Origin of the sequence: Streptomyces sp. NPDC007983 (assembly GCF_042958345.1) — a bacterium.
Taxonomy (GTDB): domain Bacteria; phylum Actinomycetota; class Actinomycetes; order Streptomycetales; family Streptomycetaceae; genus Streptomyces.
This window is the reverse complement of record NZ_JBIBJI010000007.1, coordinates 280,232-304,100: the sequence shown is the minus strand read 5'-3', so window position 1 is coordinate 304,100 and position 23,869 is coordinate 280,232. Positions and strand designations below refer to the sequence as shown.

Sequence of the window (23,869 nt, the reverse complement as noted above, 5' to 3'; positions counted from 1 at the left end):
CATGGCTCCTCAGCACGGCCGGACGTCGGTCCGCACACGATAGGGGAGCGTCAGGTGCTCACGTCCATGCGCTGCGTGCCGATGACCGAGAGCAGCCGCAGCGCCTCCTCGGAGGATGAGCCGGGCGTGGCGGTGTAGATCACGACCCGCTGGTCGCGGTCGGTGATGTCGAGGGAATCGCAGTTGACGCTGATGGGGCCGACCGTCGGGTGCTGGAAGGTCTTGCACAGGGTCGGCTCGGCGCACACGTCGTGGGAGGCCCACAGCCGGGCGAACTCCTCGCTCCCGGCGAGGAGTTCGGCGATCAGCTCGGCCACCTCGGGGTCGTCGGGGTAGCGGGCGGCGGTGGCGCGCAGCCGCTGGGCCGAGGTACGGGCGAACGCGTCCGCGTCCGACACTCCGTACAGCCGCCGCCCCTGCGGATGCGGCCCGAGGAAGGCGCGGCGCACGAGGTTGCGGTCGCGCCGCGGCAGGGCGGAGAAGTCCTCCATGAGGGCGGCCGCGAGATCGTTCCAGGCGAGCACCTCGAGCGTCGCGGACGTCACGATCGCGGCGGCCTGCGGCAGCCGGTGCAGCAGGTCGAGGATGCTCTGCCGCACCTCGCGCGAGGGCCCGGACGGAGGGGCCGGCGGGGCGCCGGCGAGGTGGTGGAGGTGGGCGCGCTCGGCGTCCGACAGGCGCAGGGCACGGGCCAGCCCGGTCAGCACCTCGCGCGAGGGGCGCGGGCCGCGGGCCTGCTCCAGCCGCGTGTAGTACTCGGTCGAGATGAACGCCAGCTGCGCCGCTTCCTCGCGGCGCAGCCCCGGGGTGCGGCGGCGCGGCCCGGCGGGCAGCCCCACCTCGGCAGGGGTGATCCGCTCGCGCCTGCTGCGCAGGAAGGCCGCCAGTTCTCGTCTGTCCACGGCCCCCAGTGTGCGCGGGGTCGCGAGGCGTATCCAGGTACAGCCGGTGCCTGGATGGGCTCCGCGGCCGGACGCAGGCTCGTTTCCATGAACAACACATCGACCATGGAGACAACCGCCGCACCGGGCCTGCTGGCCGGGAAGGTCGCCTTCGTCACCGGTGCCGGGCGCGGTATCGGCGCCGCCGCGGCGCGGCTGTTCGCCCGGGAGGGCGCCCGGGTGCTGCTCGCGGCCCGGACGGAGGCCCAGCTCGAGGCGGTGACCGACGAGGTCCGGGCGGCGGGCGGCGTCGCGGACCACGTGGTGTGCGACCTGGCCGACGCGGCGAGCGTACGCGCCGCCGTGGACCGGGCCGTGGAGCTGTACGGCCGGCTCGACGTCGCCTTCAACAACGGCGCGACGATCACTCCGCCCGGCCCGCTGGGCCAGGTACCGGAGGCCGACTTCGACCACCTCTACGCCGTGAACCTCAAGGGCCCGTGGCTGGCCATGGCCGCCGAAATCGCCGCCATCCGGGCCACCGCCGGAACGGGGGCCATCGTCAACAACTCCAGCGTCGGCAGCCTGCGGGGCAACCCCGAGCTGCCCGCCTACGGGGCGATGAAGCGGGCGGTCAACAGCCTCACCGAGTCGGCCGCCGTCACCTACGGCCCGGAGGGCATCCGGGTCAACGCCATCGCCCCCGGCTCCACGCTGACCGAGATGATCCGCACCTGGGAAGCGGATTCGCCCGGTCTCCTGGACCGGCTCACGGCGGGGACCCCGCTGGGCCGCATGGCCGACCCCGAGGAGGTCGCCGAGGCCGCCGCGTGGCTGCTCAGCGACCGGGCCTCGTACGTGACCGGCACGGTCCTCCGGGTCGACGGCGGCGCCTGGGCCTGACGGAACCCGCGCAGCCGCCGTAGCCCGCCGTCCTGCGCGCCGCCCGGCCCCGCCGTCCTACGCGCCGCCCAGCTCGACGTACCGCGCGGCCAGCCGCTGCGCGCCGTCGGCCGTCAGGGAGCCGTGGAGGCGCAGGCGGGCCACGCCGCCGTCCGGGTAGATGTCGATGCGGACGTGGGTGACCGGCGGGACCTGGTCGAGGAGGAAGCGGTGGACGGTGTCCGGCTGGAGAGGGCTGCGGGGCAGCAGCTCGGTCCACGGGGCGTCCGCGTCCACGGTGGCGTCCCGGCCGTACAGGGCGGCCCAGCCGGGTGCGTTGCCCTTGTAGCAGCCGGTGTCGATCTCGACGGCGCGGATCAGGGCCTGGGCGGTGAGGCGGTAGCGGACCCAGTCGTTGCGCTGGTCGCGGCGGCGGCGGGTCTCCCAGCCCTCGTCCATCTTCCGGGAGCGGCCCGGCTTGATCGAGTTGGCGGGCGGGGAGTAGAAGCGGTCGGAGGCGTCCTCGGCGGCGCCGCCGTTCTCCAGGGCGGCCAGGTCGAAGGTGCCGAGGGCGGTGAGCCAGGCCGGGTCGGGGACGACCTCGCCGTGCACGCGGAGGCGGGCGATTCCGCCGTCGGGGTGCTGCTTGAGGCGCAGGTGGGTGAAGCGGCGCCCGGGCGTGACCTCGAAGCCGTTGGCCGCGTGGCCGCCGACGGGGGTGCGGGGGACGAGGGTCGTCCACTCGGTGTCGTCGGCGAGCAGGTCCGCCGGGGACGGGGTGCCCGGCAGCGAGGTGCCCTCCACGCTCACGGCCTGCGGATAGTTGCCGCGGAAGTGGGCGGTGTCGACCACGATGCCGTGGATGACGCCGGGTGCGCCCAGCTTGATCAGGGCCCAGTCGTGGTCCTCGTCCGTGGGGTGCGGGGTGGCGGCGGAGGCCCCGCGGCGGCGCCTGGTCTCCCAGCCGTCCATGACCTTGCCCTTGTGGCCGAAGTCCGCGGGGTCGAAGTGCGGCGTCTCGGGGCGCAGCAGGTTCTCGCGTTCGGCGAAGAACTCGTCGTTGGCCGCGGTCACGCTGCCGCCGAGCCGCCGGTCGGCGAGGTCGGGGAGGTGGGCGAAGGGGAAGTCGGCGGTGCGGTAGTCGGCGTACGGGTCGCCGCCGCCGTACGGCTGGGCGTCGCCGGTGAAGCGGGGGGTCGGCGCGGTCATGCGCGGGGCTGCCTTTCGAGGAGTCGGCCGGTCAGGAGCCGGCCGGTGGGGCCGGCCGGTGCGCCGTGGTCGGCGATCTTGTGGCCGCGCAGCCAGGTGGACCGCACGACACCGTGCAGCGTCTTCCCGGCGTACGCGGTGACCTGGTTGCGGTGGTGGAGGGCGGCGGGGTCGACGGTGAAGGTCTCCTCGGGCGCCAGGACCGCGAAGTCGGCGTCCCGGCCCGCCTCGATGGCGCCCTTCTGGCGCAGGCCGACCAGGGCCGCCGGGGCCGTGGACATCCATCGCACGACGTCCTCGACGGTGTGGCCGCGGCGGCGGGCCTCGGTCCAGATGGCGGGCAGGCCGAGCTGGAGCGAGGAGATGCCGCCCCAGGCCTGTCCGAAATCGTCGGTCTTGAGGTCCGCCGTGCAGGGCGAGTGGTCGGAGACGACGCAGTCGATGGTGCCGTCGGCCATGCCCTGCCACAGCGCGTCCTGGTTGGCCGCCTCGCGTATCGGCGGGCAGCACTTGAACTCGGTGGCGCCGTCCGGGACTTCCTCGGCGGTGAGGGTGAGGAAGTGCGGGCAGGTCTCGACGGTGATCCGGACGCCTTCGCGGCGCGCGGCGGCGATGCGGGGCAGGGATTCCGCGGAGGACAGGTGCAGGATGTGGACCCGGGCGTCCAGCTCGCGGGCGAGGTCGATGAGGCCCTCGATGGCCCGGTTCTCGGCGGCGCGCGGGCGGGAGGCGAGGAAGTCGGCGTAGCGCGGGCCGCTGGGCGGCGGGGCGCCGTCGATCAGCTGCGGGTCCTCGGCGTGGACGATGAGCAGCCCACCGAAGCCCGCGATCTCGCGCAGGGTGGCCTTGAGCCCGGCCGGGTCCAGATGCGGGAACTCGTCCACGCCGGAGTGCAGCAGGAAGCACTTGAAGCCGAGGACCCCGGCGTCGTGCAGCGGCCGCAGGTCGGCCGTGTTGCCGGGGATCGCGCCGCCCCAGAAGCCGATGTCGATGTGGGCCGCCGGGCGGGCGACGTCCCGCTTGATCTCCAGCGCCTCGACGCTGGTGGTGGGCGGGACGCTGTTGAGGGGCATGTCGACCAGCGTGGTGACGCCGCCCGCCGCGGCGGCGCGGGTGGCGGTGGCGAAGCCCTCCCAGTCGGTGCGGCCGGGGTCGTTGACGTGGACGTGGGTGTCGACGAGGCCGGGGAGGAGGACGTCGTCGCCGAAGTCCTCGGTCCGTACCCCACGGGGGTGGGTGCCGGTGTCGTACGGGAGCACGGCGAGGATGCGGCCCTCGGCGGCGGAGACGGCGACGGACGCGGCGCGCTGTCCGTCGGGGGTGATCACACGCGTCGACCGCAGTATTAGGTCCGGCTCCAGCTCCGGGTCCAGCTCGGGCACCCCTGCTCCCCTCGATATTTCCGCAGCTCGGAATAAGTTTTCCGTTCGAAGTCTTCCTTTCGCGTCCGATCTGGTCAAGACTTCCCAGGAACCCCCGTTCGATTCCGTACCATGAAAGATGATTTTCGATACGTAGAACGTGACGCCGGGAGGGACCGGTAGGCTGCCGATGGCCGGTCGGCCGCGGTATCCGACGCGGGCACGAGACCGGTGCCGCCCGCTGCGAAAGGAAACGCCGACGTGCCGTCCGCCGAGTCCAAGACCGCCGCCACCAACGGTGGCGTCCAGTCCCTGGAGCGCGCCTTCGACCTCCTGGAGCGGATGGCCGACGCCGGGGGCGAGGTCGGGCTGAGCGAGCTCTCCGGCAGCAGCGGCCTTCCGCTGCCCACCATCCACCGCCTGATGCGCACGCTGGTGGCCTGCGGTTACGTACGCCAGCAGCCCAACCGCCGCTACGCCCTCGGCCCCCGCCTGATCCGGCTCGGCGAAAGCTCGGCCCGGCTGCTGGGCACCTGGGCGCGGCCGTATCTGGCGCGCCTGGTGGAGGAGACCGGCGAAACCGCGAACATGGCGCTGCTGGACGGGGACGAGGTGGTGTACGTCGCGCAGGTGCCCTCCCGCCACTCCATGCGCATGTTCACCGAGGTCGGGCGGCGGGTCCTGCCGCACAGCACCGGCGTCGGCAAGGCGCTGCTGGCCAGCACGCCCCCGGACGAGGTACGCGCCCTGCTGGGCCGGACCGGCATGCCCGCCGCGACGGCGAAGACGATCACCACGCCGGACGCGTTCCTGGACGCGCTGCGGCATGTGCGCGAGCTGGGGTACGCGGTGGACGACAACGAGCAGGAGATGGGCGTGCGCTGCCTGGCGGTGCCGGTGCCGGACTCCCCGACGGCCGCCGCCATCTCGATCTCCGGCCCGGCGGGGCGGGTGACGGACGAGGCCACGAAGGAGATCGTGCCGGTCCTGAAGGAGGTCGCGGCCGACCTCTCGGCGGCCCTGGCCAGCACGGACGCCACCTGAGGGGACCTTCCGCCCTCCGAGCGCCCGGTCTTTCCGGCTGGGCGCCCCCGGCGCTCGGGCAACCCCGCCCAACCGGCGAGAGAGCCGAAGGGGCGCGCCGCTGTCGAAAGGGAGAGCGCGCGCAGGGAGTGAGGAACGAACGACCGAGCACGGTCGACCGTCGACAGGGGCTTTTGCGCCCCGGAGGCGAACCGAGCCTCAAAATTAACGGGGCACCGTGCCGAAGAGGTCGATGGCCGCGCGGACCGCTCGGAGGGCCGGGTTCAGGGCGCTGACCGAGCCCAGGGCGCCGGCCACCAGGAGCAGGGAGCGGCGGAGGCGGTGCAGCTCTGGGGTGCCGGTGCGGGCCATGGCGTCGAGTGCGGCCAGTTCGTCGTCCGCTATCGCCCGGTCCGGTAATTCCGCCGGATGGGCGGCCAGCTCGCGCCTGAGCCGGGCCACGGCCAGGCGCAGTTCCGCCACCCTCGGGTCTTCCTCGGTGCACGCCACTGCGGCGCCCTCCACGTCGGACAACACGGCCCTACTCCCCCTCGCGCGCGGCTGCACGAGCCCGCCCCCTCTCCCCTGCCCCTCCCCAGGCGTCGAATCGGACACAAGGGGCTGCGGATCAGTTAACGCCACCGTGTGCGCGGTGCGCCATACGGAGAGCGAAAATCAGACCGGCTGGGATGAACCGTCCACGCGGCGCCCCGGTGCGGTAAGCAGGGGCCATGGATCGCACCTCTGATGACAACGCGCAGGTCGCCGGGTTGCTGCTGGCGGCGGGCGGGGGACGGCGGCTGGGCGGGCGGCCGAAGGCCCTGCTGGAGTACCGGGGCAGGCCGCTGGTGGAGCACGCGGCGCGTGCGCTGCGGGAGGGCGGCTGCGCACCGGTGCACATCGTGCTGGGTGCCGCCGCCGGGGCGGTGCGGGAGCGGGCCGAGCTGCCGGGGTGCGTCCTGGTCGACAACCCGGACTGGGAGGGCGGCATGGGCACCTCGCTGCGGGCCGGGCTGGCCTCGCTGCGCGGCACGGGGGCGCGCGCGGTGCTGGTCACGCTGGTGGACCAGCCCGGGATCGGGGCGCCGGCGGTTGAGCGCGTACGGGCCGCCTGCCGCGACGCGGGGAGCCTGGTGACGGCGGAGTACGGCACCGGGCGCGGGCATCCGGTGCTGTTCGGCGCCGACCGGTGGGCGGATGTGGCGGCGAGTGCGGAGGGGGACCGTGGGGCACGCGCGTATCTGAGGGAACATCAGGCCGAGATCATCCGGGTCGACTGCGCGGACATCGCCCGGGTGGACGACATCGACACCCCGGAGGACTTGGCGCTGCTGCGGTGAGCCTCACGCCCCGCACGCGGTGGCATGCAGTGAGTCTCACATCGACAGCCGATTGAACTTCCACGATGAGGAAATTAATATCCAGAATCGTTATCGACTGAGGAGTGAACGCCCATGTCCGCCACAGCGCCATCCCCACTGGCCATCGTCGACGCCGAGCCGCTGGAGCGTCAGGGAGAGGTGCTGACCGACGCGGCCCTGGCCTTCCTGGCCGAGCTGCACCACCGCTTCACCCCTCGCCGCGACGAGCTGCTCGCCCGCCGCGCCGAGCGACGGGCCGAGATCGCCCGTACGAGCACACTGGACTTCCTGCCGGAGACCGCGCACATTCGCGAGGACCCGGACTGGCGCGTGGCCGAGGCCCCGCCCGCCCTCCAGGACCGCCGGGTGGAGATCACCGGTCCCACCGACCGCAAGATGACGATCAACGCGCTCAACTCGGGCGCCAAGGTCTGGCTCGCCGACTTCGAGGACGCCTCCGCGCCCACCTGGGCGAACGTGATCGGCGGCCAGCTGAATCTGACCGACGCGTATCGGGGCCGGATCGACTTCACCTCCCCCGAGGGCAAGAGCTACGCGCTGCGCCCCGCCGAGGAACTGGCCACCGTCGTCGCCCGCCCGCGCGGCTGGCACCTCGACGAGCGCCATCTGCGGGACGCCGAGGGCCGCGCGGTGCCCGGCGGGCTGGTCGACTTCGGCCTGTACTTCTTCCACAACGCGCGCCACCTGCTCGACCAGGGCAAGGGCCCGTACTTCTACCTGCCGAAGACCGAGTCGCACCTGGAGGCCCGCCTCTGGAACGACGTCTTCGTCTTCGCGCAGGACTACGTGGGCGTTCCGCAAGGGAGCATCCGCGCCACCGTGCTCATCGAGACGATCACGGCGGCGTACGAGATGGACGAGATCCTGTACGAGCTGCGCGACCACGCCTCCGGGCTCAACGCGGGCCGCTGGGACTACCTGTTCTCCATCGTCAAGAACTTCCGCGACGCGGGCCCCGGCTTCGTCCTCCCCGACCGCAACGCGGTGACGATGACCGCCCCGTTCATGCGCGCCTACACCGAGCTGCTGGTCCGCACCTGCCACAAGCGGGGCGCCCACGCGATCGGCGGCATGGCGGCCTTCATCCCCTCGCGCCGGGACGCCGAGGTCAACGCGGTCGCGTTCGACAAGGTGCGGGCCGACAAGGACCGTGAGGCGAACGACGGCTTCGACGGCTCCTGGGTCGCCCACCCCGATCTGGTGCCGGTCGCCCGTGCATCGTTCGACGCCGTCCTCGGCGACCGTCCGCACCAGAAGGACCGGCTGCGCGAGGACGTCCGGGTCACGGCGGCCGAGCTGATCGACATCGCCTCGCTGGACGCCAAGCCCACCTTCGACGGCCTGCGCAACGCCGTGCAGGTCGGCACCCGCTACATCGAGGCGTGGCTGCGGGGACTGGGCGCCGTCGGCATCTTCAACCTGATGGAGGACGCCGCCACCGCGGAGATCTCCCGCTCCCAGATCTGGCAGTGGATCAACGCCGGAGTGGTCTTCGAGAACGGCGAGAAGGCCACCGCCGACCTGGTGCGCAGGGTCGCCGACGAGGAGCTGGCCGCGATCCGCGAGGAGGTCGGCCCGGAGGCGTTCGCGGCCGGGCGGTGGAGCCAGGCCCACGATCTGCTGCTGAAGGTCGCGCTGGACGAGGACTACGCGGCGTTCCTGACGCTGCCCGCGTACGAGCTGCTGGACTGAGCGCGCGGACGCGGCGAGGGGTCCCGGGGCGTTCCCGGGGCCCCTCGTGTCGCGTTACGACGTGTAGAGCTGGCCGCGCGGCACGATCTGCTGCGGCTGCCCGGGGCTGGACCACAGCAGCTTCATATGCGCCTCACCGGTCTGCTCGGTGTACTCGATCTTGATCGAGTGGCGCTGTCCGGCCCGCAGATCCACGGTCGCCTTGTCGACCTGTGCCCCGTGCGGGGTGGCGCTGTCGATGACCAGCCGGCCGTCGATCCACACCCGGGCCGTGTCGTCGGAGACGGTGGTCAGCGTGTACGTCTGGGTGTAGCGCGGCACCAGGGAGCCGGTCCAGCGGACGCTGAAGCGGTCGGCCGGGACCGCCGCGTCCGGTGAACCGGCGAACTTCCAGGCGTGGTTGACGGTCGGGTCCGTGCGGGTGACGGCCGGCGGCCCGGTGAAGGTGTCGTTCGCGAACACCTCCTGCCGCAGCCCCGTCCCCCGGCCCGGTGGCACCGACGCATCGGACGGCCGGACGGTCAGCTCGATCACCGACGCGATGTCGTTCACCGGCCCGCCGGAGGGGTTGAGGTCGAACCCGTCCCCGGCCGCCGTGACCGCGACCTTCTGCCCGCTGCCCAGCACCCGCGCCCCGGTCACCTCGAACGGCGCCTTCGCGGTGAGGTGGAGGGGCTGCCCGGCGGCGGGCCAGGAGTCCACGGACGCGTAGAGCGTGTTCCCGGACCGGCTGACCGCTCCCCACCCGGGCTCGGCCACCAGCCCGGCGTTCCCCGCGCCGTACACGGCCCGGCCCTGACCGGACGTCCGCAGCCAGGAGCCGATCTCGCGCAGCCGGTCGACGGACGGCTGGGGGATCCGGCCGAGCTTGTCGGGGCCGACGTTGAGCAGGTAGTTGCCGCCGCGGCTCGCGATGTCCAGGAGGTTGCGGGCGAGGGTCTTGGGCGACTTCCAGTTCTGGTCGTACTTCGCGAACCCCCAGTGGCCGTTGAGGGTCATGCAGGACTCCCAGAGCTGGCCGTCCACCGGCGCGTCCGGGATCTCCTGCTCGGGGGTGCCGTAGTCGCCGTCCACGACGCGCCGCTTGCCGACCCGGTTGTTGATGACCAGGTGCGGGTTCAGGCCGCGCAGATACGCCTCGAGCTGTTCGCCGTCCTTCGGGGACCAGGGGTTGGTGGGATTGTCCGCGTCCCATTCGCCGTCGAACCACAGCAGCGCCGGGTCATAGTTGTCGATCAGCTCTTTGAGCTGCGCGTACATCCGCTCGCGGTACCGCGGGAAGGTGGCCGGGTCGGCGAAGTCGGGGTCGTGCCAGTCCCAGATCGAGTAGTAGAAGCCGAGCTTGATGCCCGCCCGGTCGGCGGCCTTCTTCAGCTCGGCGAGGATGTCGCGCCTGTTGTCGAACGAGGAGTGGTCGCGCAGGTTCCAGGTGTTCTGCTTCGTCGGCCACATCGCGTACCCGTCGTGGTGCTTGGACGTGATGACGATGTAGCGCTGCCCGGCGTCCTTGGCCGCCTTGACGACGGCCTTCGCGTCGAAGGACGCGGGGTTGAAGCCCTGCGCGAGGTCCTCGTACTCGCTCATCGGGATCTGGCAGTTCCGCTTGATCCACTCCGCGTCCCGGCACACGGTGCCGTCCGGCCGGGTGTATTCGCCCTCCAGTTGGGAGTACGCGCCGAAGTGGATGAACATCCCGAACCGGTCCTGCCGCCACCACTCGGTGCGGGCGGAGGTGAACGGGTCGTCGGCCGCGTAGTCGGTACCGGGACCGGGCTCGGCCGCGCGCCCGGCCGCCGGTTCCGCGGTGGCGGACGGTCCGCCGAGGGTCAGCGCCATCAGCAGGCCGAGCAGCAGGCTCAGACCTCGGGACAGGGATAACGCCCCTGGGGGCACACGCATGGCGGCTCCTGTGCTCATGGGTGGTCGGACAGGAGGGCTGGCCAGCCGCGTACCGGAACCTAGAACCGCAAAGGTGGGATGTCAACGGGGCGTAAAGCGCCACGGGCGCCCCAACAGCGCCACCTGACCGCCCCGGGCACCCCGACCCCTCCGACGTATCACCTACCGGCGTATCACCTCCCGGTGTATCACCCCTCCGCCGCGATACGGGCCAGCCGCCGCGCCTCGGCCCGCGCGTCGCGCGCGACGGCGTCCTCGTCGGCGGTGAGCAGCCGCCCCGCCTCCACCACCGGCTCGCCGTTCACCAGCGACAGGGTCACCGGCGCCGCCGCGCCCAGCACCAGCGCCGCGACCGGGTCGGCGATGGTCGAGTGGCCGAGGCCGTCCAGCTTCCACAGCACCAGGTCGGCCAGCTTGCCCGGCTCCAGCGACCCGATCTCGTCCTGACGGCCCAGCACCCTGGCCCCGCCGTGGGTGCCGAGCCGCAGCGCCTGGCGGACCGTCAGCGCCTTCTCGCGGTGGTCGCCGAGCCGGTTGATCAGCAGCGCGTTGCGCAGCTCGGTGTGCAGCTCGCCCGACTCGTTCGAGGCGGTGCCGTCCACGCCGAGCCCGACCGGCACGCCCGCGGCGAGCAGATCCGGCACCCGGGCACGCCCGGCGGCGAGCCGGGCGTTGGACGACGGGCAGTGGGCGACGCCGGTGCCGGTGCGGGCGAAGGCGGCGATGTCGTCGTCGTTCATGTGGACGCAGTGCGCCATCCACACGTCCTCACCCAGCCAGCCGGTCCGCTCGAAGTAGTCGGTCGGCCCCATGCCGAACCGCTCGTGGCAGAACTTCTCCTCCTCGACCGTCTCCGAACCGTGGGTATGCAGCCGGACGCCCTTGCGGCGGGCCAGCTCGGCGCTCTCCCGCATGAGGTCGGAGGTGACGGAGAACGGCGAGCAGGGCGCCACCACGATCCGCAGCATCGCGTCGGACGAGGCGTCGTGGTGGGTGTCGATGGCCTCCTCGGTGGCCGCGAGGGCGTCCTCGGTGGTCTCGACGGCGAAGTCCGGCGGCAGCCCGCCGTCCGAGCTGCCGAGGTCCATGGAGCCGCGCGCGGCGGTGAACCGCACGCCCAGCTCGCGCGCCGCGCGGATCTCGGCGCCCAGCAGATCGCCGGAGCCGCGCGGGAAGACGTAGTGGTGGTCCATGGCCGTGGTGACGCCGCCGCGCACCATCATCGCGAGCGAGCCGCGGGCGGCGGCGTACACCATCGGCTCGTCGATCCGGGCCCACGTGGGGTAGAGCGCGACCAGCCAGTCGAAGAGGTTGTGGTCCTGGGCGAGGCCGCGGGTGAGCCACTGGTAGAAGTGGTGGTGGGTGTTGACCAGGCCCGGGGTGAGGAGATGGCCGGTGCCGTCGACCCGGCGGACCACCCCCGCCAGGCCCTCGGGCGCGGGGCCCGGGCCCACCGACTCGATACGGTTGCCCGCGACGACGACATGGCCCGAGGCGTGCTCGGTGTCCTGTGCGTCCACGGTCGCGATGGCGCAGTTCTCGATGACGATGCGGTGCACGGGGTGGGGGCCCTTCAGGTGGGGGGTCAGTCGGTGGGAATCCTGGGCTCGGCGCCGTCCCGCAGGACGGTGGCCTCGATGAGCCCGTACGGCCGGTCGGCGGCGAAGTAGACCTCGTTGTCGTTGGTGAGGCCGAAGGGCGCCAGGTCGACCAGGAAGTGGTGCTTGTTGGGGAGGGAGAGCCGTATCTCGTCGATCCCGGGGCGCCGCTCGATGACGCGCGAGCCCATCGCGTACAGCGTCTGCTGGAGCGAGAGGGAGTACGTGTCGGCGAAGGCGGCCAGCAGATCGGCGCGCGCCCCGTCGTACGCGGCGTCCCAGTCCGGTTCGGGCCGCGCGCCGTCGCTCCAGCCGTGCCGCCAGCGGGCGTGCACCTCGGTGGCGAGGATGCGGTCGCGCGCCTCCGGCAGAGTGGTGTACGCGTCCTTGACGTAGCCGTGGAACTCGGAGTCGGTGGAGTTCATGACCGTGAGGTCCCGCAGGCCGGACAGCACCTCCCAGTCCCGCCCGTCGTAGCGGATCTGGGCGGTACGGGTCTCCTGGCCGCCGCGGACGAAGGAGTGCCGGGCCTCGCCGCCGGTCTCGATCCGCTCCCAGGCGTACTCCTCGATCCGGACGCGGGCGGTGCGGATCGTGTCCTGGCTGCCGACGAAGTGGCGGGCCAGCTCTATGCCGAAGTGTTCGGCGGTGGCGATGCCGTGCTTCTTCGCGAAGGCGTACACCGTGTTCTTCATGGTGTCGGTGGGCAGGACGCCGGTGTTGTCGCCGTGGCGGTGGACGTCCGCCATGTCGCCGGAGAGCGCGACGGAGACGTTCAGGTCCTTGATGTGGTGCACGGCGCCGTCGCGCACCATCCGGACCACGCGGGTCTCCGCCTTGCCGTACTGGTTCTGGCCGAGCATGGGCATCGGGCTCAACTCCCTCGGTATACGGAGTAGCCGAACGGGGTGAGCAGCAGCGGCACGTGGTAGTGCTCGCCGGGCTCGACGGCGAAGACGACCGTCACCTCCGGGAAGAAGGGCCCGCGCGACTCGGTCTCGAAACGCAGCCGTACCTGGGTGGTGCCCTCGGGCAGGGCGGGCAGATCCGTGCAGCGGCCGTCGGCGTCGGTGCGGGAGGCGGCGTGCGCCGCCCAGTCGGCGCCGCCCCCGGGGCGTGCCGACAGCTCGACGGGGACGCCGGTGGCCGGGCGGCCGAGGCTGGTGTCCAGGATGTGCGTGGACACGGAGGTGGCGTTCGCCATCACCGTTCTCCTTCCGCCGCTTCCGCGGTGACCAGGCGGGTCAGCCGGATACGGTTGATCTTCCCCAGTTCGGCGCGGACGATCTCGCGTTCGGTGCCCGTGTCGTTGCCGATCCGCTCGCGCAGGGCGGTGAGCATCTCCTCGCCGGTGCGGCCGGTGGCGCAGATCAGGAACACATGGCCGTGGCGCTCCTGGTACGCGAGATTCAGCTCCAGCAGCTCCGCGCGCGACTCCTCGCCCACCCCGCTCTGCTCGCGCGCCGAGGCGGCGTCGCCCGGCTTCGGCCGCCCGATGGGCGGGTGCCCGGCCATGGCCTCGGCGAGATCGCCGTCGGTCAGCCCGGCCATGGCCGCGTCGGACGCGTCGAGCAGGGCGTCCACGTGGCGGTACGGCCGCCCGGCGGCCACCACCGCGCCCCAGGCCCGGCTGGTGCACACCTCGTACAGCAGCGCGGCCGCGTCCGGCCGGTCCGCCGCGTTGAACCGGGCCAGGCCCGGTGGAGCGCTGGTAGTCACACCCGAAAGCTAGGAGCTTCCCCGGTGCACGTCAACACTTTGTTGAAGACAGGGCTGGAAACGCCGGTTCCGGACACGTCCCCGGGCACGTCAGGATGGGCCCATGACCACTGGCCTCGTCGCCCGGCTGCCGGACCGCTTCTGGTCCGTCCCGTACGCCGGCGCGCGCTTCCCCGGCTCCCCCGCGGTCGCCGAACGCCCGGACCTCGCCGAGGGCGCCAACTGCCAGCTGTTCGCGTACGCGGTGCTCCGCCACTTCGGCCTGCAGCCGCCCGCCCTGCGCTCCAGCGACCTGTGGGCCGACACGGCGACGACGACCCGCGTCGCGGCGGCCCGCCCCCTGGACCTGCTGCTCTTCAACGCCACCGACGACGCCTACGGCGCCCACGTGGGCGTCTGGGCCGCCCCGGACCGGGTCCTCCACCTGTGCGCCGAGGCCGGACGCCCCGCCGTCTGGCCCCTGACCGCCTTCGCCGCCCGCCCCCGCTACCGCACCCTGATCGGCGTCAAGCGGGTCGTCGCGGCTCCGGGCGCTCGGTGCCCTTCTCCCGGTTGAGGTAGTTGTAGACGGTGAAGCGGCTCACCCCGAGCGCGCTCGCGACCGTTTCGACGCCGTGGCGCACCGTGAAGGCGCCGCGCTGTTCCAGGGCGCGGACGATTCCCTGCTTGGTCTTGCGGTCCAGGGCCGACAGCGGCACGCCGTGGCGGCGCCCGAGGTCGGCGAGGATGTGGTCCAGGGACGCCGAGATGTCGGGCAGCCGTACGGCCACGACCGCACGGCCCTCCCAGGACAGCACCACGTCGTCGTCCCGGGCCCGGTCCGGGGCGATCAGCTCGCCGCCCATCGCGTCGACCAGCGGCCGCACGGCCGAGACGAAGGGATGGTCCGCCGGGCCGGTCACGCTTCGGGCTCCGCGACGACGTTGACCTGGAGCGACACCCGGGTGGCGCCCGCATCCAGGGACTTGCGCAGCAGGTCGTCCACGACGGCCAGCACGGCATCCGCCCGGCCCTCCGCGGTGTTGCCGAACGGGCCGACGTCGACGGCGTCCAGCGGCGCGGCCTGAACCGCCTCGCGGGCGGCCACGGCATGCGGCGGCACGTCGTCGAGGTCGAACGGCTCGGTGGTGAACTCAACCCTCAATCTCACGCCGCCAACCTACTGCGCCCACCCGCGCCTCCGGCAGCCCTTGACCCGCGCGCGCCGTGGGCTCCGGCCACCATCCGCCAGGCGTCCAGCCCGGCCTCACGCGGGCGTCCCACTGGAGGTGGGCAGAACGCCCAAGTCCCTCCCGTCACTCCCCCGCTTGCTGGAGCATGGCCCCGTTACCGCAGGCATCCGCTACGGAGCGTCAAATGACAGAGAGCGTGCCGGTGCGCTGCCCCGCGTGCCGCCGCGAGCAGTCGTTCACTCCGCCCACCTTCCCGTGCCCGTGCGGCGCGCCGCTCCCCCTCCCGGTGCTGCGCGACGGCACGCCGGAGGAGATCGAGCACCGCACCTGGCAGGACATATGGGTGGCGGTGGACTGCCCGGCCTGCGGGCGTCAGGGCCACTGGCCGCAGCCGGAGTTCGGCTGCGGATGCGGGGCGGTCGTGCGGGTCCCGGTCGCGCCCGCGCCGGAGGTCCCGGGCCGCGATCAGGAGGACGGGCCCGGGCCGCGCCCGGCGTTCCGGCCGGTGACGATCCGTACCGCGCGGGACGCGGTCACCGCCGCCGCCCAGTATCTGCGGTGGCTCGGCTTCGGCTGTCTGCGGCGCCCGGACGACCCGGGGGCGGCCGGGGTGGACCTTTACGGGAAGGGCGTCGTCGCCCAGGTCGATCCGACGACCCGCCCCACCGGGCTGCGCGAGGTCGAGTGCCTGTGGCTGAACGGTCTCAACGAATCGGCGCTGAGCGTCTTCTTCTCGCTGGCGGGCTACGCCAGGGAGGCGCGGGCGCGCGCGGACGCGCTGCACATTCCGCTCTTCATCATGGACCTGACCGGCACCCCACAGCCCGTCAACGACCCCGCGGACACGCTGATCCGCTGCGGCCCGCCCCGCGGATGAGCCCCACCGTTCACGACCGGCCGGAGGCCGCATTCGATGGTTGTTCCGTGGTGTCCGAGGATCGCGGCGGCGGTCCTGACCCTTCTGACCGTCCTGGCCCTGCTGACCGTCTCCGGCTGCGGCGGGAGCGGGCTGCCGCGGCCTGCGGGGACGAGCCGGAGCGCGGGCGTCCCCGGTCCGGGGACCGGGGACAGCGTGGAGGGGGACATCGACGCGGCGGTGTCCAGCACCACCATCTACTGGTCCACCCACTGGGGCGAGTTCTTCACCGGCGCCTACCGCCCGCCCCGGGTCCTGGGGGCGTACGACGGCGCCGCCGCCGGCGCGCCCTCCTGCGGGGGCACCCCGCTCCCCGACGACAACGCCGTCTACTGCCCGGGCGGCGACTACGTGGCGTGGGACATGGACCTGATGCGGGCAGGCCATCGGCGGGGCGACGCCTGGGTCTACCTGGTGATCGCCCATGAGTGGGGGCACGCCGTCCAGAACCGGCTGGACGCGGGCCTGGTCGACCTGGCCCGCGAACTCCAGGCCGACTGCCTGGCCGGTGCCGTCCTCTTCGGCGCGGCGCGGGACCACACCCTGACCTTCGAGGACGGCGATACGGACGAGCTGGCCGACGCGCTGTCGGCGCTCGCCGACGCGACGCCGTGGACGAACACCTCCGACCACGGCAACGCCTCGCAGCGCGTGTCGGCGTTCAGCCGGGGCGCCGACTCCGGGGTGAGGGGCTGCCTCCCGGACGCGGTGCGGTAGGGCCGCTCATCGGGTGGTCTGGGGCTGGGGGCTGCGGTCCGGGTCGGTACGGGTCTCCGGCACCCCGGCCAGTTCCCGGGCGCCCGCCTCCCGCAGCTCGACCTTGCGGACCTTGCCGCTGACCGTCATCGGGAAGGCGTCCATGACGCGCAGATGGCGCGGCACCTTGAAGGCGGCCAGCCGGCCACGGCAGAAGCGGGCCAGTTCGTCGCGAGTGAGCGTGGTGGCGCCCTCGCGGAGGATCACGCAGGCCAGGATCTCCTCGCCGTACTTCTCGTCGGGGACGCCCACCACCTGCACATCGGCGATCTTGGGGTGGGTGTGCAGGAACTCCTCGATCTCCCGCGGGTACACGTTCTCCCCGCCGCGGATGATCATGTCCTTGATCCGGCCGACGATCTGGACGTAGCCGTCGTCGTCCATCACCGCCAGGTCCCCGGTGTGCATCCAGCCCGCCGGGTCGATGGCCTCGGCCGTCAGCCCGGGCTCCTCCCAGTAGCCGAGCATCACCGAGTAGCCGCGGGTGCACAGTTCGCCCCGGGTGCCGCGGGGGACGGTCAGGCCGGTGGCCGGGTCCATGACCTTGACCTCGACGTACGGCAGCACCCGGCCGACCGTGCCGGTGCGGCGCGCGAGGTCGTCGTCGCGCCGGGTCTGGGTGGAGACCGGGGAGGTCTCGGTCATGCCGTAGCAGATGGACACCTCCGCCATGTGCATCTCGGCGACCACCCGCCGCATCACCTCCACCGGGCAGGGCGATCCGGCCATGATCCCGGTGCGCAGCGAGGAGAGGTCGAAGGTGGCGAAGTCGGGCAGGGCCAGCTCGGCGATGAACATGGTGGGGACGCCGTACAGCGAGGTGCAGCGCTCCCGTTCGACGGCGGACAGCGTGGCGGCCGGTTCGAAGGTGGGGGCCGGGATGACGACGCAGGCGCCGTGGGTGGTGGCGCCCAGGTTGCCCATCACCATGCCGAAGCAGTGGTAGAAGGGCACCGGCAGACAGATCCGGTCGCGCTCGGTGTAGCCGACGGTCTCCCCCACGAAGTAGCCGTTGTTGAGGATGTTGTGGTGGGAGAGGGTGGCGCCCTTGGGGAAGCCGGTGGTGCCCGAGGTGTACTGGATGTTGACCGGGTCGTCGCAGGACAGCCGGGCCTCGCGCTCGGCCAGCTTCTCCGGCGGCACCCCCTCCCCGGCGCGCACCAGCCCGTCCCAGGTGCGGTCGCCGATGTAGACGACGTCGCGCAGGGCGGGGCATTCGGCGCGCACCTGCTCGACCATGCGGCGGTAGTCGCTGTCCTTGTGCACGGTGGACGAGACCAGGACCGACACCCCGGCCTGCCGCAGGACGTACCGCAGCTCATGGTCGCGGTAGGCGGGGTTGACGTTGACCATGACGGCGCCGATGCGGGCGGTGGCGTACTGCGTCAGCACCCATTCGGGGCAGTTGACCGCCCAGATGCCGACCCGATCGCCCTTGCCGACGCCCTTGGCCATCAGCCCGAGCGCGACCGCCTCGACCGACCGGCCGAATTCGGCGTACGTCCAGCGGCGGCCGGAGGGGACGTCGACCAGCGCCTCGCGGTCGCCGTACGCCTCGATGGCCCGGGCGAGGTTGGCACCGATGGTGTCGCCGAGCAGCGGCAGGTCGCCGGTGCCGCTCGCGTACGAGAGGGCGGCGGGAGCCGGTGGCGGGTCGCCGGGGATCGGTTCGGTCATGGTGTCTCCTTGCGGTCACATGCCGTGTCGGTCGCATGAAGGGGAGCATGTAGGGGAGCTGCTGTTCATGAGGTTCCCTCATGAAACTCGACGCCGTCGCCGATCGCCGTGCGTTCGCGTAGTTCGATCCGGCGAATCTTGCCGGACACCGTCTTGGGCAGCTCGGCGAACTCCAGCCGCCGCACCCGCTTGTACGGCGCCAGCACCGCCCTGGAGTGCGCGAACAGCACCTTGGCCGTCTCCGGACCCGGCTCCCAGCCCTCGGCCAGCACGATGTACGCCTTCGGCACGGACAGCCGCACCGGATCGGGCGCCGGGACGACGGCGGCCTCGGCGACCGCCTCATGCTCCAGCAGGGCGCTCTCCAGCTCGAAGGGCGAAATCTTGTAATCCGAGCTTTTGAAGACATCATCCGCGCGCCCGACATACGTGACATAACCGTCCGCGTCGCGCGAGCCGATGTCGCCGGTGCGGTAGTAGCCGCCCGCGGTGGCCTCGGCGGTGCGCTCCTCGTCGCCCTCGTACCCCGTCATCAGCCCGACGGGGCGGCCGTGGCGGCCGGTCAGGTCGAGGCAGATCTCGCCCTCGTCGCCGGGTTCGCCGGTGACCGGGTCGAGGAGGACGACGCCGAAGCCGGGGGTCGGGCGGCCCATCGAGCCGGTCTTGAGCGGCTGGCCGGGGGTGTTGGCAACCTGGACGGCGGTCTCGGTCTGGCCGAAGCCGTCCCGGATCGTCACCCCCCATGCGCGCCGGACGTGCTCGATGACCTCGGGGTTCAGCGGCTCACCGGCGGCCACGGCCTCCCGCGGGGGGCGCCGCAGCTGGGTCAGGTCGGCCTGGATGAGCATGCGCCAGACGGTGGGCGGGGCGCAGAAGGTGGTGACGCCGCAGCGGTCCATCTCGGCCATGAGCCGGGTGGCGTCGAAGCGGGCGTAGTTGTGGATGAAGACGGTCGCCTCGGCGTTCCAGGGCGCGAAGAGGTTGGACCAGGCGTGCTTGGCCCAGCCCGGGGAGGAGATGTTGAGGTGGACGTCGCCGGGCTTGAGGCCGATCCAGTACATCGTCGACAGATGGCCGATGGGGTACGAGATGTGGGTGTGCTCGACGAGCTTGGGCTGAGCGGTGGTGCCGGAGGTGAAGTAGAGCATGAGCGGGTCGTCCGCGCGGGTCGGCCCGTCCGGTACGAAGCGGTCCGCCAGGGCCGTCGCCCCGTCCGGGATCTCGTCGGGCACCGCGTCCGTCCCGGCGTCCTCGTACGCCAGCCAGCCGTCCGGCGCGCCGCCGACCGCGATGCGGGTGTAGTCGCCCGCCACCTCCGTGAACTTGCCGGTGTCCTCCGCCCGCACGATCACGTGCTTCGCCCGGCCGCGGACGATGCGGTCCGCCAGGTCCAGCGGGCCGAGCAGCGGGGTGGCGGGGATGACGACGGCGCGCAGCTTCATCGCCGCCAGCGCCGTCTCCCACAGCTCCCGCTGGTTGCCGAGCATGACCACGATCCGGTCCCCCGGCCGCACGCCCCGGGCGCGCAGCCAGTTCGCGGCCTGGTCGGAGCGGCGGCGCATCGCGTCGAAGCTCAGCCGGGTCTCCCGGCCGTCCTCCTCCACGATGTGCAAAGCGGTGCGGCCGTTTCCTTCCGCGATCTGGTCGAACCAGTCCAGGGCCCAGTTGAAACGGTCCGGGCGGGGCCAGCTGAACCCTTCATACGCCGCCGCGTAATCCTCGCGGCGGTCGAGAAGGAAGTCCCGTGCCACGCGGAATTCGTGAGACGGACTCATTGCTGTCACTTCTTCCTCCTGAATTGCGGTGCCGCTCGCTAGCATCGTGCGACGGGTGATCTGGGTCTCACCACCCCCGGACGGGGGTGGTGACGTTTCGGGGAGGCGACCGTGGCGGAATCGGAGCGTGCCGTCGACGTACGGACAGCGCTGCTGCGGATGCGCCGGCGCGGCGGGCTGCCCGTCGCCTTCGGCGGACTGTTCTCCGGCGCCCAGCAGTTCCGTATCTCCGAACTCACCGGGACCACCACGGACTCCTTGCGTGGGCTCGCCATCGCGGCGGGCAACGGGCTCGGCGGCAAGGTCCTGACCCTGTCCCGGCCGATATCCGTGATCGACTACCCGGTCTCGCGGGCGATCAGCCACGAGTACGACGGCGCGGTCGGCGCCGAGGGGCTGCGCTCGATGATGGCCGTCCCGGTGGTCGTCCGGGGCCGGGTGCGCGGCCTGCTGTACGGGGCGCTGCGGCAGCCGCTGATCCTCGGCGACCGCGCCCTGAGCGCGGCGGTGGAGGCCGCCCGCGAGCTGGAGCGGATCCTCGCCGCGCAGGACGAGGCGCGGCGGCTGATGGCGGTCGCGGAGCAGCCGGTGCCGGAGGCCGGGCCCGACCCGGCGGTCTGGGAAGAGGTGCGCGCGGCCCATGTCGACCTGCGGGCCCTGGCCCAGCGGGTGACCGATCCGCAGCTGCGGGCGGAGATCCTGAGCGCCTGCGGCCGCCTGGCCCGCGCCTCGTCGGGCGGTGGCCGCGACCGGGCGACCCGCAGATGTGTGCAGCTGTCCCCGCGCGAGGTGGACGTCCTGGCCTGTGTGGCCTCGGGCGCGACGAACTCGGCGGCGGCCGACCGGCTGGGGCTGCGGCCGGAGACGGTGAAGAGCTATCTGCGGTCGTGCATGCGCAAGTTGGGGGCGAACACCCGCCTGCACGCGGTGGTCGAGGCCCGCCGCGCGGGGCTGCTGCCGTAGGGGTTCCATCGTGCGGTGACCGTGCGGCGGCGTTACGTCAGCACCGCGGCGAGGGCCGGGGCGTACAGCTCGACGACCTCGTCCGGCGTCAGGGCGGTCACGCCCGGGGCGCGCAGCAGATGGCGGGTGAGGGCGAGGCCGAGGAGCTGGGCGCAGACCAGCCCGGCGCGGCGCGGGTCGACCGCGTCGCCGAGGGCGGGCGCGACCTGCGCGGCGAAGATCTCGCGCAGCCGCTCGGCGGCCCGCTCGTGGGTGACGGCGGAGCGCAGCAGGAGCAGCAGGGCGTCGTCGGCGGGGTCGCCCTCCCAGCGGTCGAGGAAGTGGCGTACGAGGACCCGCGCGAGGTCGTCGCGGGCCACGGCGGTCAGGTCGGGCAGCCGCAGGTCGATGGTGAGGGCCGCGTCGAAGAGCTGGTCCTTGCTGCCGAAGTAGCGCATGACCATCGAGGCGTCGATGGCCGCGTCGGCGGCGACGGCGCGGATGGTGGTGCGCTCGTAGCCGCGCCGGGCGAAGCGCGCGCGGGCGGCGCGGAGGATGGTGGCGCGGGTGCGGTCGGCGCTCCGGGCGCCCGTCAGGCGGGGTTCGCCGCCGCAGGGGCCGGGCCCGGGATCGTCCATGCCAACAATCGTAGGCAAACGGTCGTGGGCACGCCAGGAGCGGGTACCCGTTCTCATGGACGGCACATCGACGCCACGAGACCACTCCGGAGCGAATGGTTCCGGATCCGGCCGCCCCGGCCGCCGCCTGGGCATATCGGGGGATATCCTGCACTGAGGCCCGTGGTCCGCGCTCGGGGCGCCCACGGCCCTCACGCGCCCGGTGCCCAGGGGATGCGCGACAAGGAGGTGAGGTGCACGCGATGACCAGCGAACCTCCCAGTCGTATGCCGCGAGCCGCCACCCCGTCCCGGCCGCACTGAACGCAGCGCGACACAGCTCAGCGCGGCCCGGCGCCAGCTACCCGTAAAGGACCCCTTATGTCCGAGCGCCGATCCCACACCCCGCGCCCGCTGAAGAAGTACCCCTGGCTGCGGCCCGCGGTGACGCGCGCGGCGGGCCACGGCCCGCGCTCCGGGGCCGGGGCGTCGGGCCCGCCGGGCACCGAGTCCGCGCCCGCCGCGGTCGACGGCACGGCGGTCGCCGACGAGCAGAGCGTGGTGGACGCGGCCGTCTACCGCGACGGCCGCCGGGTCGGCACGCCCGACAGCCTGGCCGCCACCTTCCGGCGGCTGCGCGAGGAGCCGGGCGCGATGGCGTGGATCGGGCTGTACCGGCCGACCGAGGCGGAGCTGCTGTCGCTCGCCGAGGAATTCGATCTGCACAAGCTGGCCATCGAGGACGCGATGGAGGCGCATCAGCGGCCCAAGCTGGAGCGCTACGGCGAGACGCTGTTCGTCGTGCTGCGCGCGGCCCGCTACCTCGACGCGGTCGAGGAGGTGGACTTCGGCGAGCTGCACGTCTTCGTCGGCCCCGACTTCCTCATCACCGTCCGGCACGGCGCCGCCCCGGACCTGTCGGCGGTGCGCGCCCGGATGGAGTCGGCCCCCGAGCTGCTGGCCCTCGGCCCGGAGGCGGTGCTGTACGCCATCCTGGACGCGGTCGTGGACGGCTACGCCCCGGTCGTGGCGGGCGTGCAGAACGACATCGACGAGATCGAGACCGAGGTCTTCCGCGGCGACCCCGCGGTGTCGCGCCGCATCTACGAACTCTCCCGCGAAATGGTGGAGTTCCAGCGCGCCACCCGCCCGCTGGTGGGGATGCTGCGCGGGCTGATGGCCGGTTTCGACAAGTACGGCACCGACGATGAGCTGCAGCGCTATCTGCGGGACGTCGCCGACCACGTCACCCACACCAGCGAGCGCGTGGACGGCTTCCGCTCGGCCCTCACCGACATCCTCGCGGTCAACGCCACCCTCGTCACCCAGCAGCAGAACGCCGAGATGAGGGCGCTGGCCGAGGCGGGCTTCGAGCAGAACGAGGAGGTCAAGAAGATCTCCGCGTGGGCGGCCATCCTGTTCGCCCCGACCCTGGTCGGCACCATCTACGGCATGAACTTCACGCACATGCCGGAGCTGCACTGGGTGCTCGGCTATCCCTTCGCGCTGCTGCTGATGGCGGTGGTGTGCGTCAGCCTGTACGTCATCTTCAAGCGGCGCGACTGGCTCTGACGCGGCCCGGAGTCTTCCCGGAGTCGTCCCGGAGTCGTCCTGGACAAGCGCCGGACACGGCTCTGACCAGCCCGGACATCGACAGCCTGTCCGGGACGGCCTGCTGTCATTGCCCCTGTTCAGCGCTTCTCGCAAGACTCGGTGCTCGTTGGAGCAGGCCGACCAACGGCCAGCTGTTCCCACGTCCGAGGAGACGACTCATGAGATCCCGACTGATCACCCTGGCGGCCGCGGCCACAGCGGCCGCGGCTCTCGGCCTTCCGGCCACGCAGGCCCATGCGATCGGCACCGGTACCTCGGCATGCGGCTACGACGTGTGCCTGAGCACGACGAACAATTCGGCCACCCTGTACCTGGACCGATGGGCGGGAGCCGAATGGCAGGTCTGTGACGACGCCTCTGACGGGATGAGGGCCAAGGCGACGGTCAGCTACGCGGGACAGACCCTCAATCTCCAGACCACGGGTGGGTATGGCGCGTGCAGCAGCTCGCAGAGCTTCTACCCGTCGCCCAGCAGTGGGGACGTGATCTCGTACAGGGTCTGGGTGCAGGACGGTGCGAACGGATCGGCGCGCTACGCGAGGAGCGGCAGCTACACCTGGTAGACCCGGCCCGGCGGTGACGAGAGCGGGAGAGGGATGACCTTCCGCGGCAATGCGAAGGCCGGCTGCTGAAGCAGAGAAGCGGCGCCCACTCGGGCTCACCTGTCCGGTGGGCGCTCGGCGCGTCCGTGCGCCGTCCACCTTGTCATCCCCGCACGAACCGCGGCCCCGCGGGACTCACCTCGGCCACACGCG

Annotated in this window: 24 protein-coding genes; 10 read left to right on the top strand and 14 right to left on the bottom strand. The window is 72.6% G+C overall.

Annotation, left to right across the window (positions count from 1 at the left end; translation table 11 throughout):
• Positions 1-50: 50 nt before the first annotated feature.
• Positions 51-902, bottom strand: a complete 852-nt coding sequence (locus ACFZCY_RS23935; RefSeq protein WP_391176733.1) for a helix-turn-helix domain-containing protein — start codon at positions 900-902, stop codon at positions 51-53.
• A gap of 87 nt (positions 903-989) precedes the next feature.
• Between ACFZCY_RS23935 and ACFZCY_RS23930 the strand changes: the two genes are divergently transcribed.
• Complete coding sequence (locus ACFZCY_RS23930) at positions 990-1,784, top strand: glucose 1-dehydrogenase (protein ID WP_391176731.1); 795 nt, start codon at positions 990-992, stop codon at positions 1,782-1,784.
• 57 nt (positions 1,785-1,841) lie between these two features.
• Here the strand turns inward: ACFZCY_RS23930 and alc are convergent, their stop codons facing one another.
• Both alc and allB read right to left on the bottom strand, forming a co-directional pair.
• Positions 1,842-2,972 (bottom strand): allantoicase, encoded by a 1,131-nt coding sequence (gene alc / locus ACFZCY_RS23925; protein WP_391176727.1) that lies wholly within the window; start codon positions 2,970-2,972, stop codon positions 1,842-1,844.
• Entirely contained in the window at positions 2,969-4,354 is a 1,386-nt protein-coding gene (gene allB / locus ACFZCY_RS23920; RefSeq protein WP_391176725.1) for an allantoinase AllB, read from the bottom strand. The genes alc and allB overlap by 4 nt, the downstream gene beginning before the upstream one ends.
• 240 nt (positions 4,355-4,594) lie before the next feature.
• On the opposite strand from allB, the gene ACFZCY_RS23915 reads away from it, so the two are divergent.
• Positions 4,595-5,377, top strand: a complete 783-nt coding sequence (locus tag ACFZCY_RS23915) for an IclR family transcriptional regulator (protein ID WP_361480725.1) — start codon at positions 4,595-4,597, stop codon at positions 5,375-5,377.
• A 204-nt stretch (positions 5,378-5,581) separates the two neighbouring features.
• Here ACFZCY_RS23915 and ACFZCY_RS23910 read toward each other — a convergent pair whose 3' ends face one another.
• Positions 5,582-5,893, bottom strand: a complete 312-nt coding sequence (locus ACFZCY_RS23910) for a DUF5955 family protein (protein WP_391176722.1) — start codon at positions 5,891-5,893, stop codon at positions 5,582-5,584.
• A 194-nt stretch (positions 5,894-6,087) separates the two neighbouring features.
• Here ACFZCY_RS23910 and ACFZCY_RS23905 point away from each other — a divergent pair, with 194 nt between their 5' ends.
• Positions 6,088-6,696: an NTP transferase domain-containing protein gene (locus ACFZCY_RS23905; RefSeq protein WP_391176718.1), complete on the top strand. Its 609-nt coding sequence runs from the start codon at positions 6,088-6,090 to the stop codon at positions 6,694-6,696.
• 114 nt (positions 6,697-6,810) lie between these two features.
• Complete coding sequence (gene aceB, locus ACFZCY_RS23900) at positions 6,811-8,430, top strand: malate synthase A (protein WP_391176715.1); 1,620 nt, start codon at positions 6,811-6,813, stop codon at positions 8,428-8,430.
• A gap of 54 nt (positions 8,431-8,484) precedes the next feature.
• Here the strand turns inward: aceB and ACFZCY_RS23895 are convergent, their stop codons facing one another.
• From ACFZCY_RS23895 to uraD, 5 genes are all read right to left on the bottom strand, one after another.
• A complete protein-coding gene (locus ACFZCY_RS23895) occupies positions 8,485-10,329 on the bottom strand; it encodes an alpha-L-fucosidase (protein WP_391176711.1) in 1,845 nt (614 codons plus the stop codon).
• Positions 10,330-10,517: 188 nt separating this feature from the next.
• Positions 10,518-11,888 carry an 8-oxoguanine deaminase gene (locus tag ACFZCY_RS23890; protein WP_391176708.1) on the bottom strand — a complete coding sequence of 457 codons (1,371 nt, stop codon included), beginning with the start codon at positions 11,886-11,888 and terminating at the stop codon, positions 10,518-10,520.
• A 26-nt stretch (positions 11,889-11,914) separates the two neighbouring features.
• Positions 11,915-12,796, bottom strand: coding sequence for a factor-independent urate hydroxylase (gene pucL / locus ACFZCY_RS23885; RefSeq protein WP_391176705.1), 882 nt, complete (start codon positions 12,794-12,796; stop codon positions 11,915-11,917).
• Positions 12,797-12,801: 5 nt separating this feature from the next.
• Positions 12,802-13,131: a hydroxyisourate hydrolase gene (gene uraH, locus ACFZCY_RS23880; RefSeq protein WP_391176703.1), complete on the bottom strand. Its 330-nt coding sequence runs from the start codon at positions 13,129-13,131 to the stop codon at positions 12,802-12,804.
• The gene (uraD, locus tag ACFZCY_RS23875) at positions 13,131-13,646 is read right to left on the bottom strand and encodes a 2-oxo-4-hydroxy-4-carboxy-5-ureidoimidazoline decarboxylase (RefSeq protein WP_391176700.1); all 516 of its coding nucleotides are present in this window, start codon (positions 13,644-13,646) and stop codon (positions 13,131-13,133) included. Before uraD ends, uraH begins: the two co-directional genes overlap by 1 nt.
• A 103-nt stretch (positions 13,647-13,749) precedes the next feature.
• On the opposite strand from uraD, the gene ACFZCY_RS23870 reads away from it, so the two are divergent.
• Positions 13,750-14,202 (top strand): hydrolase, encoded by a 453-nt coding sequence (locus tag ACFZCY_RS23870; protein WP_391176698.1) that lies wholly within the window; start codon positions 13,750-13,752, stop codon positions 14,200-14,202.
• On the opposite strand, the gene ACFZCY_RS23865 is transcribed toward ACFZCY_RS23870, so the two are convergent.
• Together ACFZCY_RS23865 and ACFZCY_RS23860 are read right to left on the bottom strand one after the other, a co-directional pair.
• The gene (locus ACFZCY_RS23865; RefSeq protein WP_391176695.1) at positions 14,153-14,548 is read right to left on the bottom strand and encodes a helix-turn-helix domain-containing protein; all 396 of its coding nucleotides are present in this window, start codon (positions 14,546-14,548) and stop codon (positions 14,153-14,155) included. The two genes, ACFZCY_RS23870 and ACFZCY_RS23865, sit on opposite strands and share 50 nt — an antisense overlap.
• Positions 14,545-14,796 carry a hypothetical protein gene (locus ACFZCY_RS23860; protein WP_391176692.1) on the bottom strand — a complete coding sequence of 84 codons (252 nt, stop codon included), beginning with the start codon at positions 14,794-14,796 and terminating at the stop codon, positions 14,545-14,547. The genes ACFZCY_RS23865 and ACFZCY_RS23860 overlap by 4 nt, the downstream gene beginning before the upstream one ends.
• A gap of 206 nt (positions 14,797-15,002) precedes the next feature.
• Here ACFZCY_RS23860 and ACFZCY_RS23855 point away from each other — a divergent pair, with 206 nt between their 5' ends.
• Both ACFZCY_RS23855 and ACFZCY_RS23850 read left to right on the top strand, forming a co-directional pair.
• Entirely contained in the window at positions 15,003-15,695 is a 693-nt protein-coding gene (locus ACFZCY_RS23855) for a hypothetical protein (protein ID WP_391176690.1), read from the top strand.
• 36 nt (positions 15,696-15,731) lie between these two features.
• Positions 15,732-16,451 (top strand): neutral zinc metallopeptidase, encoded by a 720-nt coding sequence (locus ACFZCY_RS23850; protein WP_391176688.1) that lies wholly within the window; start codon positions 15,732-15,734, stop codon positions 16,449-16,451.
• Positions 16,452-16,457: 6 nt separating this feature from the next.
• On the opposite strand, the gene ACFZCY_RS23845 is transcribed toward ACFZCY_RS23850, so the two are convergent.
• Together ACFZCY_RS23845 and ACFZCY_RS23840 are read right to left on the bottom strand one after the other, a co-directional pair.
• Positions 16,458-18,167: an AMP-binding protein gene (locus tag ACFZCY_RS23845; protein WP_391176685.1), complete on the bottom strand. Its 1,710-nt coding sequence runs from the start codon at positions 18,165-18,167 to the stop codon at positions 16,458-16,460.
• A 65-nt stretch (positions 18,168-18,232) separates the two neighbouring features.
• Positions 18,233-19,942 (bottom strand): AMP-binding protein, encoded by a 1,710-nt coding sequence (locus ACFZCY_RS23840; RefSeq protein WP_391176682.1) that lies wholly within the window; start codon positions 19,940-19,942, stop codon positions 18,233-18,235.
• A gap of 111 nt (positions 19,943-20,053) precedes the next feature.
• Here ACFZCY_RS23840 and ACFZCY_RS23835 point away from each other — a divergent pair, with 111 nt between their 5' ends.
• Entirely contained in the window at positions 20,054-20,905 is an 852-nt protein-coding gene (locus ACFZCY_RS23835; RefSeq protein ID WP_391176679.1) for a LuxR C-terminal-related transcriptional regulator, read from the top strand.
• 32 nt (positions 20,906-20,937) lie between these two features.
• On the opposite strand, the gene ACFZCY_RS23830 is transcribed toward ACFZCY_RS23835, so the two are convergent.
• Positions 20,938-21,522: a TetR family transcriptional regulator gene (locus ACFZCY_RS23830; RefSeq protein WP_391176676.1), complete on the bottom strand. Its 585-nt coding sequence runs from the start codon at positions 21,520-21,522 to the stop codon at positions 20,938-20,940.
• A 359-nt stretch (positions 21,523-21,881) separates the two neighbouring features.
• Here ACFZCY_RS23830 and ACFZCY_RS23825 point away from each other — a divergent pair, with 359 nt between their 5' ends.
• On the top strand, positions 21,882-23,072 hold the full coding sequence (locus ACFZCY_RS23825; RefSeq protein WP_391176673.1) for a CorA family divalent cation transporter: 1,191 nt from the start codon (positions 21,882-21,884) through the stop codon (positions 23,070-23,072).
• Positions 23,073-23,272: 200 nt separating this feature from the next.
• Positions 23,273-23,677 carry a hypothetical protein gene (locus tag ACFZCY_RS23820; protein ID WP_391176671.1) on the top strand — a complete coding sequence of 135 codons (405 nt, stop codon included), beginning with the start codon at positions 23,273-23,275 and terminating at the stop codon, positions 23,675-23,677.
• Positions 23,678-23,869: the final 192 nt, after the last annotated feature.